Origin of the sequence: Oceanipulchritudo coccoides (assembly GCF_010500615.1) — a bacterium.
Taxonomy (GTDB): Bacteria; Verrucomicrobiota; Verrucomicrobiia; order Opitutales; family Oceanipulchritudinaceae; genus Oceanipulchritudo; species Oceanipulchritudo coccoides.
The window spans coordinates 37,454-54,759 of record NZ_JAAGNX010000003.1; the positions used below are offsets into that span (position 1 = coordinate 37,454).

Annotated in this window: 12 protein-coding genes; 7 read left to right on the forward strand and 5 right to left on the reverse strand. The window is 54.9% G+C overall.

Going from position 1 to position 17,306, the window contains the following annotated elements:
* The first annotated feature begins 5 nt into the window (after positions 1 to 5).
* A complete protein-coding gene (locus G0Q06_RS10735) occupies positions 6 to 2,714 on the forward strand; it encodes a glycoside hydrolase family 3 N-terminal domain-containing protein (protein WP_163965731.1) in 2,709 nt (902 codons plus the stop codon).
* Positions 2,715 to 2,741: 27 nt separating this feature from the next.
* Here G0Q06_RS10735 and G0Q06_RS10740 read toward each other — a convergent pair whose 3' ends face one another.
* Together G0Q06_RS10740 and mntR are read right to left on the reverse strand one after the other, a co-directional pair.
* Complete coding sequence (locus G0Q06_RS10740) at positions 2,742 to 3,350, reverse strand: DUF2238 domain-containing protein (protein ID WP_163965734.1); 609 nt, start codon at positions 3,348 to 3,350, stop codon at positions 2,742 to 2,744.
* Positions 3,351 to 3,353: 3 nt separating this feature from the next.
* Complete coding sequence (gene mntR, locus G0Q06_RS10745) at positions 3,354 to 3,857, reverse strand: manganese-binding transcriptional regulator MntR (protein WP_238710689.1); 504 nt, start codon at positions 3,855 to 3,857, stop codon at positions 3,354 to 3,356.
* A gap of 32 nt (positions 3,858 to 3,889) precedes the next feature.
* On the opposite strand from mntR, the gene G0Q06_RS10750 reads away from it, so the two are divergent.
* The 3 genes from G0Q06_RS10750 to G0Q06_RS10760 are packed head-to-tail and all read left to right on the forward strand — an operon-like array spanning position 3,890 to position 7,483.
* Positions 3,890 to 4,828 carry a metal-dependent transcriptional regulator gene (locus G0Q06_RS10750; protein ID WP_163965736.1) on the forward strand — a complete coding sequence of 313 codons (939 nt, stop codon included), beginning with the start codon at positions 3,890 to 3,892 and terminating at the stop codon, positions 4,826 to 4,828.
* Positions 4,829 to 4,832: 4 nt separating this feature from the next.
* Positions 4,833 to 7,097 carry a ferrous iron transport protein B gene (gene feoB / locus G0Q06_RS10755; RefSeq protein ID WP_163965738.1) on the forward strand — a complete coding sequence of 755 codons (2,265 nt, stop codon included), beginning with the start codon at positions 4,833 to 4,835 and terminating at the stop codon, positions 7,095 to 7,097.
* Between the two features lie 41 nt (positions 7,098 to 7,138).
* A complete protein-coding gene (locus G0Q06_RS10760; protein ID WP_163965741.1) occupies positions 7,139 to 7,483 on the forward strand; it encodes a hypothetical protein in 345 nt (114 codons plus the stop codon).
* A 5-nt stretch (positions 7,484 to 7,488) separates the two neighbouring features.
* Here G0Q06_RS10760 and G0Q06_RS10765 read toward each other — a convergent pair whose 3' ends face one another.
* Positions 7,489 to 8,856 (reverse strand): DUF3482 domain-containing protein, encoded by a 1,368-nt coding sequence (locus G0Q06_RS10765; RefSeq protein ID WP_163965744.1) that lies wholly within the window; start codon positions 8,854 to 8,856, stop codon positions 7,489 to 7,491.
* Positions 8,853 to 10,436 carry a DUF2868 domain-containing protein gene (locus G0Q06_RS10770; RefSeq protein WP_163965746.1) on the reverse strand — a complete coding sequence of 528 codons (1,584 nt, stop codon included), beginning with the start codon at positions 10,434 to 10,436 and terminating at the stop codon, positions 8,853 to 8,855. Before G0Q06_RS10770 ends, G0Q06_RS10765 begins: the two co-directional genes overlap by 4 nt.
* Before the next feature lie 101 nt (positions 10,437 to 10,537).
* On the opposite strand from G0Q06_RS10770, the gene G0Q06_RS10775 reads away from it, so the two are divergent.
* Positions 10,538 to 12,433, forward strand: coding sequence for a S8 family serine peptidase (locus G0Q06_RS10775; RefSeq protein ID WP_163965747.1), 1,896 nt, complete (start codon positions 10,538 to 10,540; stop codon positions 12,431 to 12,433).
* A 27-nt stretch (positions 12,434 to 12,460) separates the two neighbouring features.
* Here the strand turns inward: G0Q06_RS10775 and G0Q06_RS10780 are convergent, their stop codons facing one another.
* On the reverse strand, positions 12,461 to 13,441 hold the full coding sequence (locus tag G0Q06_RS10780) for an RluA family pseudouridine synthase (protein WP_163965750.1): 981 nt from the start codon (positions 13,439 to 13,441) through the stop codon (positions 12,461 to 12,463).
* Between the two features lie 140 nt (positions 13,442 to 13,581).
* On the opposite strand from G0Q06_RS10780, the gene G0Q06_RS10785 reads away from it, so the two are divergent.
* Together G0Q06_RS10785 and G0Q06_RS10790 are read left to right on the forward strand one after the other, a co-directional pair.
* On the forward strand, positions 13,582 to 16,278 hold the full coding sequence (locus G0Q06_RS10785; RefSeq protein ID WP_163965753.1) for an AMP-binding protein: 2,697 nt from the start codon (positions 13,582 to 13,584) through the stop codon (positions 16,276 to 16,278).
* Positions 16,259 to 17,287, forward strand: a complete 1,029-nt coding sequence (locus G0Q06_RS10790; RefSeq protein ID WP_163965755.1) for a sugar-transfer associated ATP-grasp domain-containing protein — start codon at positions 16,259 to 16,261, stop codon at positions 17,285 to 17,287. Before G0Q06_RS10785 ends, G0Q06_RS10790 begins: the two co-directional genes overlap by 20 nt.
* Positions 17,288 to 17,306 lie beyond the last annotated feature (19 nt).

The window sequence follows — 17,306 nt, forward strand, 5'->3', positions numbered from 1 at the left end:
ATTGGATGACAAAGCTGCTCCGCAAAACTGCAAGTAATCTGTTGGTTGCCACATGTCTCCTGGCATGTGCGACAGCAGCGATGGCCCAACCGGTCTACCTTGATCCGACGGCATCCGTCAGCGACCGCGTGGATGATCTGCTCAGTCGTATGACACTGGATGAGAAAATCGGCCAGATGACCCAAGCCAACATTGGCTCAGTGAGTCCCAAATCTGACATCACCGATTATTATCTGGGATCCCTCCTCAGCGGTGGTGGTGAAGCCCCGGCGACCAACTCGCCACTCGCGTGGGCCGACATGATTGATGACTTCCAGGACTACGCATTAGCCACCACACTGCAGATTCCCCTCCTGTACGGTATCGACGCCGTTCATGGTCATAATAATGTTTATGGGGCGACAATTTTTCCCCACAACATCGGATTGGGGGCAACCCGTAATCCTGATTTGATCAGGCAAACGGCCGAGGTCACCGCTATCGAAGTGGCTGCTACCGGCGCTCATTGGACATTTGCACCAGCCGTGTCTGTCGCCCGTAACGAATGGTGGGGACGTACCTACGAGAGCTTCAGCGAGGACACGGCCCTCGTTTCGGAAATGGGCGTCGCCGCCCTTCAAGGATTCCAAGGCACCGACCTGACCGCCGACACCAGCATCCTCGGCACCGTAAAGCATTTCGCCGGCGATGGCGGTACGGACAATGGCATTGATCAGGGAAACACCATCCTCGACGAGGCAACCTTAAGGGAAATTCATTTGGCCCCCTATGTGGATGCCATTGCCGCTGGGGCACGCACCATCATGGTATCGTATTCCAGCTGGAACGGGGTCAAGTTGCATGGGAGCCAATACCTGCTGACCGATGTCCTCAAGGGTGAGATGGGCTTTGACGGCTTCCTGATCTCCGACTGGGCCGGTGTCGATCAGGTCAACGGGAACTACTCAGTTGCTGTTATCACCGCCATCAATGCCGGGGTCGACATGGTCATGGTGCCCTACAACTATATTAATTTCATCACGACACTCCGTAATGCGGTGAATGCCGGACAGGTTTCACAGGCGCGTATTGATGATGCGGTCCGTCGCATTCTCACTGTGAAATTTGAATCCGGCTTGTTTGAAACGCCCTACGCCGACCGGCACTTGCTCGGTCAAGTGGGCAGTGCCGCCCACCGGGCGGTGGCACGTCAGGCTGTTGCTGAATCGCTTGTAGTGATAAAAAACGACAACCAGCTTGTGCCCTTGGCCAAGGATTTATCAAGGATCCATGTTGCGGGTAAGAACGCTGACGATCTGGGCAACCAATGCGGTGGCTGGACCATCTCCTGGCAAGGGTCGTCCGGGGCGACGACAATCGGCACCACCATCCGCCAAGCCATTGCCGACACGGTTTCCCCGGGAACAACTGTTTCCTATTCTCTCGATGGATCTGGTGCCGCCGGTGCTGATGTGGGCATCGTTGTCGTTGGGGAGACCCCCTACGCTGAAGGAGCGGGCGATGATACGAACTTGAGCTTGGATCCTTCCGACCTGGCAGCCATCAACAATGTACGAGCAGCCGGTATTCCGGTCATCGTCATCCTCGTTTCGGGCCGACCGATGTACATCGAGTCCCACCTTCCAAACTGGGACGCCTTCATCGCCGCATGGCTCCCCGGCACGGAGGGACAAGGTGTGGCGGATGTCCTTTTCGGGGATGTATTCTCCACCGGTACCCTTTCCCATTCATGGCCCAAGGATTTTTCCGTCCCCGTAAATTTCGGGGACGCCGGATATGATCCGCTCTTCCCTTTCGGATTCAGCATTTATGTCGAGGGGGATATGGACGGCGATAACATGACCGACCTCTGGGAAGTCAGGAACGCCTTTGATCCCTACGACGACGGCACCCTCTATCCACTCCTGGGTCCTGCCGGAAATCCGGATGGCGATATCGGTGACAACCTCTATGAATTTGAATCCGGAACTGATCCACACTCGGCCAGCTCGGTCTTCAAGGTGATGAGTTTCCAAGTCGATTCAGCCGCCCCTCAGGACAATGCCCAAGTGACCGTAACCACAGTACCCGGCTACATTTACACAATCGAGTACAACGACGGTGATCTGGAGAATCCTTCCAGCTGGAATGCCTTCACCAACCAGGATAACGGAATCGGGACGTGGTTGGAGACCAGCGCAACCGAATCAACTTTCACCTTCATCGATGATTTCACACCTGACACAAGCGGTTCCGGCACCCTCACCAAGCGGTTTTACCGGGTCTTGACCGCTCTCAATGTTGTCACCCCGCCACCTCCACCACCCACTCCGTCAATTGAAATTCCGGGCAGGGTCGAGGCGGAAGACTTCACGAGCCAGTCCGGTGTCCAGACAGAAACAACCACGGATACTGGGGGCGGCCTGAATGTCGGGTATATGGCGAACGGTGACTGGATGGAGTATGTTCTCAATTCCCCTGCAGCCGGCACCTACTCAATCGATATAAGGATCGCCAACAATTCAGGCATCACAGGCAGCCTCAGCTTTTCGGCCGATGGAAATTCCATCACCTCCCCCGGTATTTCCCCAACGGGCGGGTGGCAGTCATGGAGCACGATGACCGCCGGTCAGATTGCTCTTCCTGAAGGCCTCGTCACCCTTCGCGTGACGGTCAACTCCCCAGGCGGTGATGCCATGAACCTCAACTGGATGGAGTTTACTCTGGTCCCCTGAACCGCGTAACGGCGGTTACAGTATCGATTAATTAAGGGCTTGAGCAAAGCGCCGCTGCTGCCAGGTCGCGCCAACCAGTGCGCCGGCGGCATTAAACATCAGGTCAAAGCCCATGTTATAGATATCCCCGACCCCGGTTTCCTCGAGGTTTATATACGCGATAAACTCAATGATCTCATTGACCGCACTCAGACCAAGGCTTCCCATCGTGGCAAAGAAAATGAGCATTCCCGGGTGAACTCCGGCAATGCTGCGCTTGCCAATCATCTGGTGCATCGCAATGGCCGCTGTCATGAATCCGTAGAAATGGATGACCTGGTCCATTTTCAGAATGAAGAAGTCTCCCCCGTGGTCGATGAAGGGATAAATCTTCCAGCCGTAAAGGACCGTATCCCCCACCGGCAACAGACCACCCAGCATGTGGAAGAACCCCCATATCGAGAGCATCCACAGCACCATCTTGTCCAGGCCGGATTTCGAGGCGGTGCCAAGGATCAACAGCCCGATGAACAACGTCACCCCAAGGTAGGCCATGAATTCAAAATTGCCACGGGCTGAATAAAATCCCGCCGCTACCGCGAGGTAGAGCACATTGAATAGGATCAGCCACCGGTATTCCTGAATTATCGTTTTCATGTCTTAACCCCTGTTCTTCGATTCAATAAAGCGCTGCATCGCCTCCAAGGTCTCCCGGCCCACATGGTGCTCAATTCCCTCCGCGTCCGCTTGCGCGCGCTCCTCGGAGACGCCGAGTGCCAAAAGAAAATCCTGCACCAGCTGGTGGCGCTCCCGGCTCGCCTTGGCCATCGCAGCCCCCTTGCGCGTCAGCTTGATCGATTTATAGGGCGCCTTTGTCACCAGCTTCTGCTCCTGCAGCCGTTCCACCGTCCGGATCACCGTCACGTGGGCCACCCCGAAATGCCGCGCCAGGTCCGTCACCTTCGCTTCCCCACGCTCCTCAATCAGGTCGGATATCGCCTCCACATAATCCTCCGTCACCTCCAGCGCGTTTTGCCGCCGTGTCCGTTCGTGTTGCTTCGCCCGCTCCTCGTCTCGTTCGATCGCTCCCATCCCCCAAATCTTCCCCCTCCTCGCCTTCTTGGCAAGCCATGTCAGCCCCTTTCTTGAATTCCCGCTTGCCATCCCCATAAATGTAGCCAATGCTACAAATAAGGATGAAGAAAGGATTATTCAAACGGGAAGAAGCGGCGGCCTTGCGGGCTGAGCATTTTCTGAAGCGAGCGTCCTCGATGTGGAAGGCGGGGGACGATATTGACCTGCGGAAGACATCGGCGGACCTGGAGCTTACGCTGGATGAGGTATTACCGATTCTGCCATTAATGGAACAGGCTGGCTACATGGAATCGGCGGGCGAGCAATGGCGGTTGACGCAGGCCGGCTGGGAGCATGGGCGGAACCTTTTGAGGGCACACCGCGTGTACGAGAGTTATCTGGCGGAGGAAACGGGATTGCATCCCGGGGAGTGGCATGAAGAGGCGGACCGGGCGGAGCACGAATTGGACCCTGAGACGGTCAACAAGATGGCCCAGGCGCTGAACCGTCCCCGTTATGATCCGCACGGGGACGCGATCCCGACCCGGTGGCTGGACATGCCCGAGCAGGAGGGTCAGCTCCTCACGCGTGTGGAAAAGGATGGATTTTACCGTATCAATCACATTGAAGACGAGCCGAGGGAACCCTTCGAGCACTTGATACAAACCGGCATGGTTCCCGGGCTGATGATTGAGGTCCAGATTCTGACAGGAGGAAGATTCCTCGTAAAGTGGGCGGGACAGGAGACCGTTCTGGACTCGGCTAGTGCGGCGGCCCTCCTCGTAACAGAATGTGATCCAGAGACAGGGAAAGGCTTGCCCGGTGGAGTACTCGAGGACACGGCGGACGGTGCGGGCGTGACTATTCATTCGCTTTCCCCTGCAATCCGCGGATTGGAGCGGAGGCGCCTACTTGATCTCGGGTTTGTTCCCGGGAGCACGGTTGTCCGTGAAGGAAGTGGCCCCTTCAGTGGACCCGCCCGATTCAGGGTGCGGGGGACAATACAGGCCCTGCGGCCCGAACAGACCCGGAACATATTCATTCAGGAAGAAAACGCATAAGATAATGTCTCAAACAATTTCAGAACACACTCCCACGGAAGCCTGTGAGCGCTGCCCGGTCTGGCGTCCGGGCGCGCTGAAGCGCCTTGGCCTGAACATGGACAAGTGGGACTATGTCGTGGCCCTTGCCGGAAATCCGAACACCGGCAAAAGCACCGTCTTCAACGCCTTGACCGGCTTGCACCAGCATACGGGCAATTGGCCCGGGAAAACCATTTCCCGGGCGGAAGGCGGGTTCTCGTACTCGGAAAAGAACTACAAGATTGTTGATTTGCCGGGCACATATTCCCTGCGTTCCACATCCACTGACGAGGAGGTGGCGCGTGAATTCATCCTTTTCGGGCAACCGGACGTCACCGTCGTGGTGTGCGATGCCACCTCCCTTGAGCGCAATCTCAACCTGCTCCTGCAAGTGAGGCAGATCACAGGCCGGGTGGTCGTCGCCCTGAACCTGATGGATGAGGCGCGTTCGCAGAAAATCGAGATTGATACAAGAAACCTTGCCCGCGAGCTGGGTGTGCCGGTTGTTCCGATGGTTGCCAGAAGCAAGGAAGGGCTTCCAGAGCTGCTCAAAAGTATCCATGAAATGGCTACAGGTATGAACACCCCGAAGCCGCGCACAGCATCCATCCAGGATCCTTCGTTGGCCAAGGCCTTGAAGGAGGTCAAGGTCCTCCTCCGCGGGCACACACTTGCCCCATCGAATGAGGACTGGATCGCCCTTCGTCTTCTGGAAGGGGATTCCTCGATGGAGACCGCCCTCCGCGACGGGACCCTTGGCAGCCTGAGCGAGGACCATGCTGGCTCATTCCTGGAAAGTGAGGCCAGAAAGGAGCACGGTCCAAAGGCGCTTGAAAACAGCGAGGAACTTTTGAAATCCATTGAGGGCCTGCGCTGGGAGGTACACGGCAATAGCTATGATGCCATTGTGGAATCCCTCTACGCGGAAGCTGAGGGCCTTGCCAGCCGGTATGTCCAGCGGCATGGCCACGCCGAGGGCGCTGGCTGGCGAACACGGCTCGACGCCATCCTCACCGGCAAGTGGACCGGGCTCCCGGTCATGGCCCTGATGCTGCTTGTCGTTTTATGGCTGACGATTGCCGGGGCGAACGTCCCTTCCGGGATGCTGGCCACGCTCCTGATTGATCACGGGCATGCTCTTCTCAAGGATTTCTCCACCATGATCGGCCTCCCGTGGTGGCTGGACGGACTCCTGGTTGATGGGATGTATCTCACACTGGCCTGGGTGGTCAGCGTAATGCTTCCGCCCATGGCGATTTTCTTCCCGCTTTTTACCCTGTTGGAAGATTTCGGATACCTTCCACGAGTTGCCTACAACCTTGATGGCCTTTTTAAACGGTCGGGAGCGCATGGAAAGCAATCGTTGAGCATGGCGATGGGATTTGGTTGCAATGCTGCAGGGATTATCGCGACCCGGATTATCGATTCCCCTCGCGAGCGCTTGATTGCTATTTTGACAAACAACTTTGCCCTGTGCAATGGCCGATGGCCGACGCAAATCCTCATCGGAACAATCTTTATCGGGGCTCTGGCCCCAGCTGGCATTGCCAGCCTTGTTGCCGCTGGGTCGGTCTTTGCGATCGCATCCCTTGGAATTATCCTGACCTTTGTGGTCTCGTTCGGACTCTCAAAAACGCTCCTCAGGGGAGAGGCATCCGCATTCACATTGGAGCTCCCCCCTTACCGGCCGCCGAATATCCTGAGAACCCTTTACACCTCTCTGATCGACCGTACGGTCTTTGTCCTCTGGCGGGCAATTGTTTTTGCAGTGCCTGCGGGGATCATCATTTGGAGCATTTGCAATATCAACATCGGCGATCTCTCGGTTGCGGAGTGGTCCCTTCAGGTGCTGGACCCCATTGCCTGGCCGCTCGGGCTGACTGGCGTCATCCTTCTGGCCTATGTCGTGGCCATTCCGGCGAACGAAATTGTCATTCCGACAATTCTCATGCTGACGGTGATGGCGACCGGGATGAGTGTCGAGGAAGCGTCTGGAGCCGGTGTCATGTTTGAGACAGATGATTCAGGGGTCCTCTATCCCCTTCTGAAAGCAGGAGGCTGGACCACATTGACGGCGATCTGCCTGATGCTATTCAGCTTGTGCCACAATCCGTGTTCCACGACCCTGTACACGATCTACAAGGAAACGGGCAGTCTTAAGTGGACAACCTGGTCAGCAGTCATCCCGACGGTCATGGGCATTGTTATCTGCCTTGTTGTAGCGACCCTGTGGAGACTCGTCGTATAGCTTGCGCCTGCAAAATGAATCCTCATTAAGGATTCATGAAAATGAAGAAACGATCCCTGAAGAAGTACGTTATCTTCCCCTGTTGTATCCTGATCTTTGGGGTTATTGAGGAACTGGCGACCTACATGTCGGAACTGATTCCCAATGATCATGTCCGCGTTTCTTCACTGATGGTTTTTTTCGCCTTCGGCATTTCCATCATTGCCTATGTATTCACCCCGATGATCGAGCGGTTTTTCTTTCGGCTTCACGCCGTTTCAAAATTCGGTGCGGGACGATTGGGCGATACCTTTTTCGTCCTGATCTTGCTGAGCCTCGTCTATTTTCTGTGGTATGTAGTTCTTGTCCACGGTCCGGAGAACCTCTTGCCACCGTCGTGGCGCTGAAGTCCTCAAATTGCAAGCTCGCGAACAATGGATTTGATCAGAACCTCGCGTTCGGACCCGTAGACTTTATCTTCCCTTGGATTGGCTTTGTCCAACTCCGCAACCAGGCGCGAAAATGCTTCACGTTCCTTGGAAGACCAGTTGCGCAGGCGGCTGTTGGATGCATCGGTGGAAGAGTCTACCTCTATCCTGAGTGCCTCCTCTGAACGGATTCCATGAGATATGCGAATGAGCAAGCGACCAAAAATCAGCAACCTGTCCATGAGGACATTGGGCAGATTGGACTTTGCCTGAACCTTCGTCACAACCTGGTTGTCCCCGAAGTTTGCGGAAACGGGTGAATAGATGAGGGACGCCCCAATGAAGGTTCCGGTGGCCCCGCCAATCAGCGTGCCAGTGAGGAAGGAAAATCCCCCAACGGAAGCATCGACAACGGCCCCAACTCCAGCCCCCATCACAGCCGATGCAAAAACAGCCTGCTTCCGCGTCAATCCCAGTCCAAAACTTTTCCACATCCCGGTGCTTGTCAGCGGGGCGTCGAGGACTGGCGAATTGAAAGTGGCCTTGCGATGCCTGAATAGGGCCTTGGCATCGCTTCGGAAAGATTCCTCAATACGGTTGAGATTTCGGTTTAATTTATCGCGGGAGGCCGCCTCCCCTTTCCTTGATGAGCCACGGCACTCCAGGATCTTCCGCAGAGTGTCCAACATCATCCGTGCCAAATCTTCCAGGCGCGCTTCCCAGTCAGCCTCCAACGCGTCACGGACAGCCTGGATCTCCTCACGCGAGCCGATGCAGCAACGCCCCAGCGTTTCCAGCAGGTTCAGACGCTCGCGGATTCCAGCCGTCATGGGCTGATAGGTATCCACTGCCCCGATCTCGCGCTGCAACAATGTGACCCACTCATCCGTAAAATCGTTCTCACCGGGTTTCTGGTTGATCAGGGCAACCCGAACCGCTCCCGTCAGCCGGATGATTTCCAGCTGCTTGCGATCGTCTTCGATGGGTCGGCGATTGGAGGCTGCAACATAAACGACAATTGCCCCCTCATGAATCGGCCGCATCAATTCCATGTCACGTTGCCAATCCGCCTTTCCTGAGTGTTCCTCGACAAATGCCTCGGCGAGGTTCCCCACTCCCTGTCCAGCCTGGCGTGTGAACCAGTAATGCATTTCATCCGTTTCCTCAAATCCCGGAGTATCCCAAACCTCAAGAAGGACCTCCCCGTTTCGATCAAAGAGCCGGTGCCGATGGGCCTTGCGCGTCGTGCCGGGCTCCGGTCCGATGACGGCGTCCTCGTCCTCAATGAGGTTCGAGACCACAGTTGTCTTACCATCGTTTGTCTCGCCGATAACAATGACTTCGACGCTCATGGAGCCTCCTCCGCTTTCGTATCAGGTTCATTTCCTGCGAGCATGGAAACCACATCCGTATTGAAGTCACCCCATCGCCGAATGCTCTTGAGCCATATTTTTTCGCGATCCTGTAGTGAATTCTGGCTACTTCCTGTAAGAATGAAGACAACTCCTGCCTGGGGACCGATGATTTCCCGAATTAAAGCCAACCTGCTCCGGTAAGCTTGCTTTGGATTTTGCCCACTGTCCACAATGTGCAAGACACGATCGGCATGGTCAAACGGCAACCAGTCCTTCGTGGACTCTTGAATCCTGCCGCGCAGCTGCTCACGACCCTCAGCTGATTGGCCAAGGCGGATCCAACGGCAATCAGCCAGTTGGAACCTTTCACGCAAACGTTCCGAGAGGTCATCCTCCCTGCCTTGAATAATGGATTCAAGGCTGACAATCAGTCCCACATCATGATCGCGCTGCTTTCGAGACTTTTCCGGCATGTGAGGAGCCATTGTGGGCTCACTATTAAACTCAGAAGGATCGGGGCTATCCTGGTCAATCCCTGTACGAAGAAGCATCCCATCCAGGATCCGCGTAAAACGGAGGGCAGAAAAATCCTCCTTGGAGACCAGCCAGCGAAGCCGGGTCCCCTCAAGGACCAGGACAACTAGACGTGGTAGGATCGCGTAAACCAAAATGGCCAGCATCAGAAAGAGCGCCCATGCCTCCCATCCGGATTGGACCAAGGGAACCGGCTGGCCAAACCAGCTTTGGGTCGCAGCAATTTGTTCTTCGCTCGGTCCGGAAAAGACCCATCGCCAGGGCAAACCGATCCAGTATGCAGCCCGGCTGACTCTCTCAGCCGAGACAACGCTGCTGAGCGTGGTGCCCCAAGTAAAAGCCGCGCTGCGGGTCAACAACTGGATTACAAACCAGATCCAGAATCCAGCCAGATAGGCTAACACCCCCCTTTGGATCAGCATACTGAACCAGGTGGCAATGATTCGCCCGCGCCTAAGCAGGACAAATTTGAGCACCTCTGCGATTGGAATAGCCTCCCTTACACCCGTTTCCCATGACTCAGCGAAACGGCGACTCAGCCCAAGAAAGAGCATGACCACCGGATGCCAGAGACGTTGAGGGCGGCTGATTGCAGAGGAAGCAATTCCCGGTATGAATTGAACACAAAGCGCCGCCAAAAAAAGCAAGGGAAGAATCACGTGCGTCAGGAAAACACCCATTACATTCACGGAATTTCCCAATTGTGACCAGAATGAGTGCACCAGCAGACCAAGGATAAAACCGCCCCAAAGGACCATTCGCCCCGTCTTTTGCACTGACTCGAGTAGATCATTGCCTGAGTTGTCACCGTGCACGCCAGCCCACTTGCTCTCCATCCATTGACGCAGTAGGCGCCTGCGTTGCCATTCATGGATATCCCCATGGCGTTGCTGCATTTCTTCCAGAATGCCTTGGTTGGCCGCGTTCTCCATGCGCTCGCGGCCGGAAAGACGGGCCTGTTCATGTCTGTAAGCAAGCACCTCCAACCGCAGGACATCAGCCAGTCCCCAATCCTTGTCCACGGTTTTACGACCGAATAGCATGCCCTGACATTGCCTGTCTCGGGATAATTAGGCAATCGAAGAAAATCCGGGATTTTTCACCTGCATCTTGCGGATTTCCATAAACCGGACAGAATTTTCACATGAAGCAATTATCTCTCTACCGTCTATTCCTGCCCATGGCTGTCCTGTGTGGCTTCGTTTCAATCGCTTCTGCAGAGAAGCAGGTCATTACTGAGGCCGATCAGTTACCAAGAATTGCCTTCCCCTTTGATGGGAATGTGATTGAGCTTCTGAATGACCAAAAGGCTCTTGATGAGTATTTCTCCAAGCTCCGGACTGAGATTGAGCGGCAGCTGGAAGAGTTTGACATTCAGGACAAGGCCACTGTTCGCGGCTATATTTCCACGTTGCGGACGCTCGACATATTGGAGGGCAACTACGATGCCGCCCTCGAGAAGATTCAGGAAATCCGCGAAATGTTCGACAAGCCGTCCGACAAGCTCACCTCCGGTCTTATCACCGAGGCCCTCATTGAGGTGTACATGGATGGCAAGGCTCAATCCCCGGAATCCGTCGCAGACCGGTTTATTCAAGCCTATAAACCAAAAGTAATCGAGCTGCCGTGGGATATTGTTCAGGACGACATTGAGCAGACAAATGGCACCTTCCAGTATCTTTCCGAAGCCCTGTATCTTGGCGGCTTGGAAAACTCCATGCAAAACACGGTTGATAACAACAAGGAGCTCGCACTGGGCGATGTAGCTTCTCTTGCCTCCGTCCGGTACATGTTGGATAATGTCCTCCCCCTGAAGGAACAGATTGTCGCGGTCACAACTGATTACATCGCGGACAACCGGGTGGAAAAAGCCGACATCTGGGCTGATCGCAGCGTGGATCTCACGAGCAGTGAAAACCTGACGCCAGTCATCATCGCCATCAGCGATAGCGGGGTCGATGCCGCAATCTTTGAGGCCACCGGACAAATGTGGGTCAATGAAAACGAAATTCCCGGTGATGGGATTGACAATGATGAGAATGGGTTTGTTGACGATGTAAATGGGCCTGCATGGGACCTGGATGGCTATCGGACGACGGGCAACTTGTATCCGCTAACGGAAGAGCAACTGACCGCATACCCGGAAGAATTGGATTTCGTGAAGGGCCTCCTTGACCTTCAGGCTGCCGTTGATTCAGACGAGGCCAAATCCACCCGCGAGAAAATGGCCGCTCTGACCCGTGAGGAATACAAACCCTTTGTGGAAAACCTGAGCCTGAACGGAAATTATACACATGGAACGCATGTAGCCGGTATCGCCGCAGCGGGAAACCCGGCAGCAAGAATTCTCAACTCGCGCATCACTTTCGGACACGAAATTATTCCTGATAAACCCACTTTGGAGGATTCCATCCGGTCAAGCGAGGAGGTCATGGCGATGGTACAATACTTCAAGGATGCCGGGGTCCGCGTGGTCAACATGAGCTGGGGCGGCAGCCAAGCTGGACTGGAGTATGCGCTCGAAGCAAATGGCGTGGGTGATAACCCCGAGCAGCGTGCGGAAATCGCCCGGGTGCTATTTGATATTGGGTATGACTCACTCGTTGAAGCCATGGCCAGCGCCCCGGAAATTCTCTTTATCCCAGCTGCTGGAAACTCCGACAATGACGTGGACTTCAACAAGATTATTCCTAGTTCCATTGACCTTTCGAATGTACTGGTTGTTGGTGCCGTCGATCAAGCTGGTGACGAAACGGGTTTCACCAGTTACGGGAAGAACATCCGTGTACACGCCAATGGTTTTGAAGTGGAGAGCCCGGTCCCGGGTGGTCGGCTCATGAAGTTTTCCGGCACCTCGATGTCGGCACCAAATGTCACCAATCTTGCCGCCAAGTTGCTCGCCATTGATCCAAGCCTGACTCCCGAGGAAGTGATTCAGTTTATTCAACTCGGTGTCGAGACCTCAGAGGATGGACGCCGTTTCCTGATCCACCCAAAGAAGTCGGTGGCCCTGCTCCAGTTGAGTAACATGCAGCTCTAGCGATGTGCCCGGTCTGGCCGGGCTTCACTAATCAAGCCGCTCTTCAAGGCCCTTGAGATCCCCCGGCAGCGGGGACTCAAAACGCAGCTCTTTACCACTTTCCGGATGCTTGAGCCCAATCGTGCAGGCATGAAGGGCTTGCCGGCGAAATCCATATGGAAGTGTGGCGCCCTTGCGTTCAACCGCCTTTCTTGTAGCGGAATTATAAAGACGGTCACCAACAAGCGACAATCCCTCCGCAGCGGCTTGAATGCGTATCTGGTGCTTCAGCCCGGTTTCCAGGCGGATGCGGACTTTTGTCACACGGTGACGCTCGAAAATATGTTCAGTCTCGTAGTGGGTCACGGCTTCTGTCGATCCCTCGACAGGTTTGTTGTAAAGCGACTGGTGGTAGCCTGCGTGGTCCAGCTTCAGATAATGGCGCCAAGTGCCACTCTCGGCGCGTGCTCGTCCGTCACAGAAAGCAATGTATTCGCGAAGGAGCGTGTGCTTCCTCAACTGGTCGATGAGGTGTGCTCGCGCATCCGGATTCATGGCCAGGCACAAGAGCCCACTCGTGTATTGGTCGAGCCGATGCACCGGGAGAGGCATGACCTTGCCGGGTGCGCCAAAGATCCGCCTGCGTGTCCCCTCGCCTTTCGGATCGTTGAGATAATCACCGAGAATACTTAATGCCGATTCGCCACCTTGCCCTTCAACCGGAACGGAAAGAACCCCCGCATCCTTGTTCACAATCGCAAGGCTCTCATCCATATAGAGTACCGTCAGCTTCGGATGAATCCGCTTCCTCCGAACCCATGAAAATACAGATGTGTCCGGAGCGCCCATGGTGAGTGAATCCCCGGGATCCTCAATGCGCAAGCCGGCCTTTGTCACCACTTCGCCATCGAGGTAAAACCGCCCGGAGGCAATCCATTCCTTGACACGCTTGCGCGGGGAATCCGGACACAGGCGCGCGGCCCACTCAAGAAGTGGCCTTTGGTCCGACGATGTACTCTCCGCTTTCATGTCTTTTCAATTCGCAGGATACCTTCTACTTGGGCAAGATCAATCGCAAGAATCGAGACTGGCACTCACAGCTATTGACTTGTCCTTACATCCAATCGCGATAATAGATCGTTCTTGTCTGAACTTTCCAGGTTTTTGCCATGCCCCAAAATTTGATTAATTCGCTCACAAACACATGGACGAATCTTCTTCCAGACGCCAAAATAGACCGGCGTAGCCATTTCTTTGAATCTGGCGGCGATTCACTCACTGCGACCGCGATGAGCCTTGAGGTTGAGCGGGATACCGGATGTGCCATTCCAGTTGGGCAGATCTACCTCACTCCAATACTGGAGGACTTTGCCGCAGCTGTTTCAAATTTTGATGCGGATGACCGGGCCCCTCTCTATATACCTCTCAAACCGGAGGGAACGGGCCGTCCGCTATTTGGGATTGCTCCCGCAATGGGTGGGGTTTTCCATTTCCGGGAGCTGGCCGAAGCACTTTCCGAAAACACGCCCTTCCATGTCATTGAACCACGCGTTTCCGCATCGGGGGCACACACCTACTCCTCCATCCGGGACTTGGCTACCTGTGCCCTGTCGGTGGTTCGCAACAAGCAACCCCAGGGGCCATATCGGTTTGCGGGTTTTTCCTTTGGCGGGCCGCTCGCATGGGAAATGGCCCGCATCCTTGTCGAAACAGGTGAACGAGTGGATTGCCTGATGCTTCTCGATAGTTCAAGCCGGAATGGATACGGGCTACCTCATGGACAACAGGGCTTCCTGAAGCTCATCTCGCACAATTGGCAATTCCTCTCCAGGTGTCGTGAAGTCCGCAAGCTATACTCTGAACCATTTCGGTTCAGCCGGTGGGTGCCATTGATCCAACAAAAACTGAAAGACAACCTGCCAGCTGTAAAAAGAAAACCTCAGAGTGATTCCTCCATCGATAAGAAGCCGGTGGCCCCGGGGGCAAAGGAAATGAAGGTCGAATCGCAGGAGAAACTTCGAGACGGGTTTGATCCCGGCACTTATCCGGGGATTGTCCACCTTTTCCGCGCTGAAGAGCAATTAACCCTGCACCGGGAACTGGACTTTGATCTGGGCTGGACCTCGCACCTCCAAAACAAGGGGCTCGTTGTTCAAACGGTTCCGGGGGACCATTTTTCCCTCCTCAAACCGCCAAACAGCCAGGTTCTCGCAGACAAGATACAGGCAGTTCTGGACATTGCTGACGAAAACCTTGCCACCGAAGTAAACGAGGAGGTCAGGCAAGGCAATGCCGCTTCACCGCTGCCCCTCGATGAGCCTGTGGCAGGGGAATCCTATATCGAACGCTTTCTCCAAGTCGTCCGCGCCTATCCCGAACGTGTTGCTTTGCGTGATGGCGGGACCCGGCTGACTTTTGCACAACTTCATGCAAAGGCAGCAAAGGTCGCTTCCTTTCTCCTGGAAAAGGATCCAGACGGTGAAGGTCCGGTGCTCCTGCATTTCCAAACAAGTTGGCAGTTCATCTGCGCTCTCTACGGAGTCTTGCTCGCCGGACGCTACTATGTCCCGGTCGATACCGAGTTTCCTGATTTGCGTATCCAAAAGATTGTTACATTATCGGGAGCAACGGCAGCCATTACCCTCTCTCCCGACAGTCTGCATATTGATAGTCCCGGGAGCATGAAAATCTATTCATTTGATGAGGCGTCACAATTCGCAGGAGGCAACTCACCCCCACTTCCCGTGGAAGTTTCTCCAGAAGCTCCTGCAGTGCTCCTTTTCACATCCGGCTCAACCGGCGTCCCGAAAGGAGCAGTTCTCTCCCGAAAAATGCTTCTACATGTGGCGTGGCGCAGGGGAACTCGTGCCGAATACACCGCTGCAGACCGGTACGGGATATTCTATATCAGCGCGTTCATGGGAGGAGTCATGGCTATCCATTCCCCACTTCTTTATGGAATCACCCTATCCATATACAATATTCGACAGCGTGGCTTGTCCGAGTTGCCCCAGTGGATGTGCGATGAGCGCATCACCATCATGCACATGATCACCTCCGTCATGCGACGTTTTCTCGGTCTATGGGACGGAGATCCACCCCTTCCGGATCTTCGCCTTCTGATTCCTGGCGGTGAGCGAGCCCGTTCCGGCGATATCGAACTTTGGAAGCGCACCTGCGCTGAAAAAGTCAAGTTCGCGGCCTGCCTCGGGTCCACCGAATGCGGAACGATCACCATGAATTGCCTCTCCAAATGTTATGAACACGGGAAGGGTCCCATTCCTGTCGGAAAGCCTTTCAAGTCATTGAATGCACGCATTCTACGGGCTGACGGGTCAGAAGCGGAAACTCTCGAGGAAGGACAGCTTGTCGTGGAAAGTGACTACATTTTCCGAGGTTATCTGAACGCCCCTGAATTGAACCAGTCTGTCCTCTCCTTCAGGAAAGATGGAAAGGCCCTGTACAAGACCGGCGACTATGGTTTCATCGATACAGATGGAGTGTTCCATAATGCGGGTCGACGCGATTCACGGGTCAAAGTAAACGGTAACCTTGTTGAACTGGCGGAGATTGAATCGGTTCTCATGAACTCCGGCCTGGTCGATGAAGTGGCTGTGGTCCATCGGCCCCTTCGCGCGGAAGATTCCAATTTCCAACTTGTGGGGTTTTACCGGTCGCGCCAAACCGATCAGCTTGAGACCCGTCTGGGGGCGCATATTCTCGAGCGGCTTCCGCGGATCATGCTTCCCGCACGGTGGGTGCCCCTCACCGTTTTTCCCGAGACTTCAACCGGCAAGACCGATCGTCGGGCCCTTGCCGAAATGGAACTGCCCAGCCCAAAAAAACATGAAGGCGATTGCCGCTAAGGTTTCAGAGTTCATCACCCTTGCCCGGGACGGCAGCAGACATCATCAGAGATTGTTTCTGGTTATCCTGTTTGAGATTATCTGGCTCCGTTGTCGCTACAGGCTCATGCTGAAGGAAATTCGTTTATACGGATTGCTGGCGCGGGATCCGGGTCCCCTTTCCCTCCACAAGGATTTTTCTGCTCGGAAAACAATTGCCTGGATGAACCGGGTCAACCCGCCAGAACACCGCTCATTGGTGGACATAAAGCCTCGTTTTTATGCGCGCTGCCGCGAGCTGGGCATTTGTGTTCCTGAGATATATGCAACCGGGCAACCGGATCCCGACTTGCTATCGCGACTGCCCAACCGCTTTTTTGCCAAGCCGGCCTATGGAGCCGGTGGGGATGGGGCGTCAGCCTTCGTGCGGGATGGAACTCACTTCCATTCTTGGGATGGCCGAAAATTCGGGGACAATGAACTACTTGGCCACTTAAAGGAACTTGCCCGGGGACGAGAGCTGATTTTCCAGCAATGGATCCAGACGCATCCCAAGCTGACTGTACTTTCCGAGACGGCACTTATCACCTGTAGAATCGTGACATGGTGGCCGAATGCTCATGCAATTGAGCCCGATATCCTTCTCGCCTACCTGCGTATTCCCGCCAAAAACACCATTGTTGATAACACAGGTTATGCTGAGAATGGTCAGGAAATGCTCGAACTGGATACGAAGACCGGGATGCCCCAAGCCACGTGGACGGTCCACTCAAGCGGATTCGGGATTGTTGGCTCGGACCATGTCTGTGGCGAAAGGAAAATTCCTCTCAAGGCATTGAACCTTCCCGACTGGGGGGCCACCTTGGAACTGGTGACCAACCTAGCACGGACCTTCAAAAACCTTTCGACGCTCGGATGGGATATTGGTATGAGCGAGAATGGCCCGATTGCCATTGAAGGAAATACTGCCTGGGGCACCCCCCTGTATCCGTCAGGTCTTCATGCAATTGCAAAGGCCATGAGATCCTGATTGCCTTAACCTTGAGCAG

Coding starts and splice junctions, on each gene's coding strand:
- G0Q06_RS10765 (WP_163965744.1), bottom strand. CDS start 8,856: ATGAGCGTCGAAGTCATTGTTATCGGCGAGACAAACGATGGTAAGACA.
- G0Q06_RS10750 (WP_163965736.1), top strand. CDS start 3,890: ATGAAGAAAGGATTATTCAAACGGGAAGAAGCGGCGGCCTTGCGGGCT.
- G0Q06_RS10735 (WP_163965731.1), top strand. CDS start 6: ATGACAAAGCTGCTCCGCAAAACTGCAAGTAATCTGTTGGTTGCCACA.
- mntR (WP_238710689.1), bottom strand. CDS start 3,857: ATGGCAAGCGGGAATTCAAGAAAGGGGCTGACATGGCTTGCCAAGAAG.
- feoB (WP_163965738.1), top strand. CDS start 4,833: ATGTCTCAAACAATTTCAGAACACACTCCCACGGAAGCCTGTGAGCGC.
- G0Q06_RS10785 (WP_163965753.1), top strand. CDS start 13,582: ATGCCCCAAAATTTGATTAATTCGCTCACAAACACATGGACGAATCTT.
- G0Q06_RS10790 (WP_163965755.1), top strand. CDS start 16,259: ATGAAGGCGATTGCCGCTAAGGTTTCAGAGTTCATCACCCTTGCCCGG.
- G0Q06_RS10740 (WP_163965734.1), bottom strand. CDS start 3,350: ATGAAAACGATAATTCAGGAATACCGGTGGCTGATCCTATTCAATGTG.
- G0Q06_RS10770 (WP_163965746.1), bottom strand. CDS start 10,436: ATGCTATTCGGTCGTAAAACCGTGGACAAGGATTGGGGACTGGCTGAT.
- G0Q06_RS10780 (WP_163965750.1), bottom strand. CDS start 13,441: ATGAAAGCGGAGAGTACATCGTCGGACCAAAGGCCACTTCTTGAGTGG.
- G0Q06_RS10760 (WP_163965741.1), top strand. CDS start 7,139: ATGAAGAAACGATCCCTGAAGAAGTACGTTATCTTCCCCTGTTGTATC.
- G0Q06_RS10775 (WP_163965747.1), top strand. CDS start 10,538: ATGAAGCAATTATCTCTCTACCGTCTATTCCTGCCCATGGCTGTCCTG.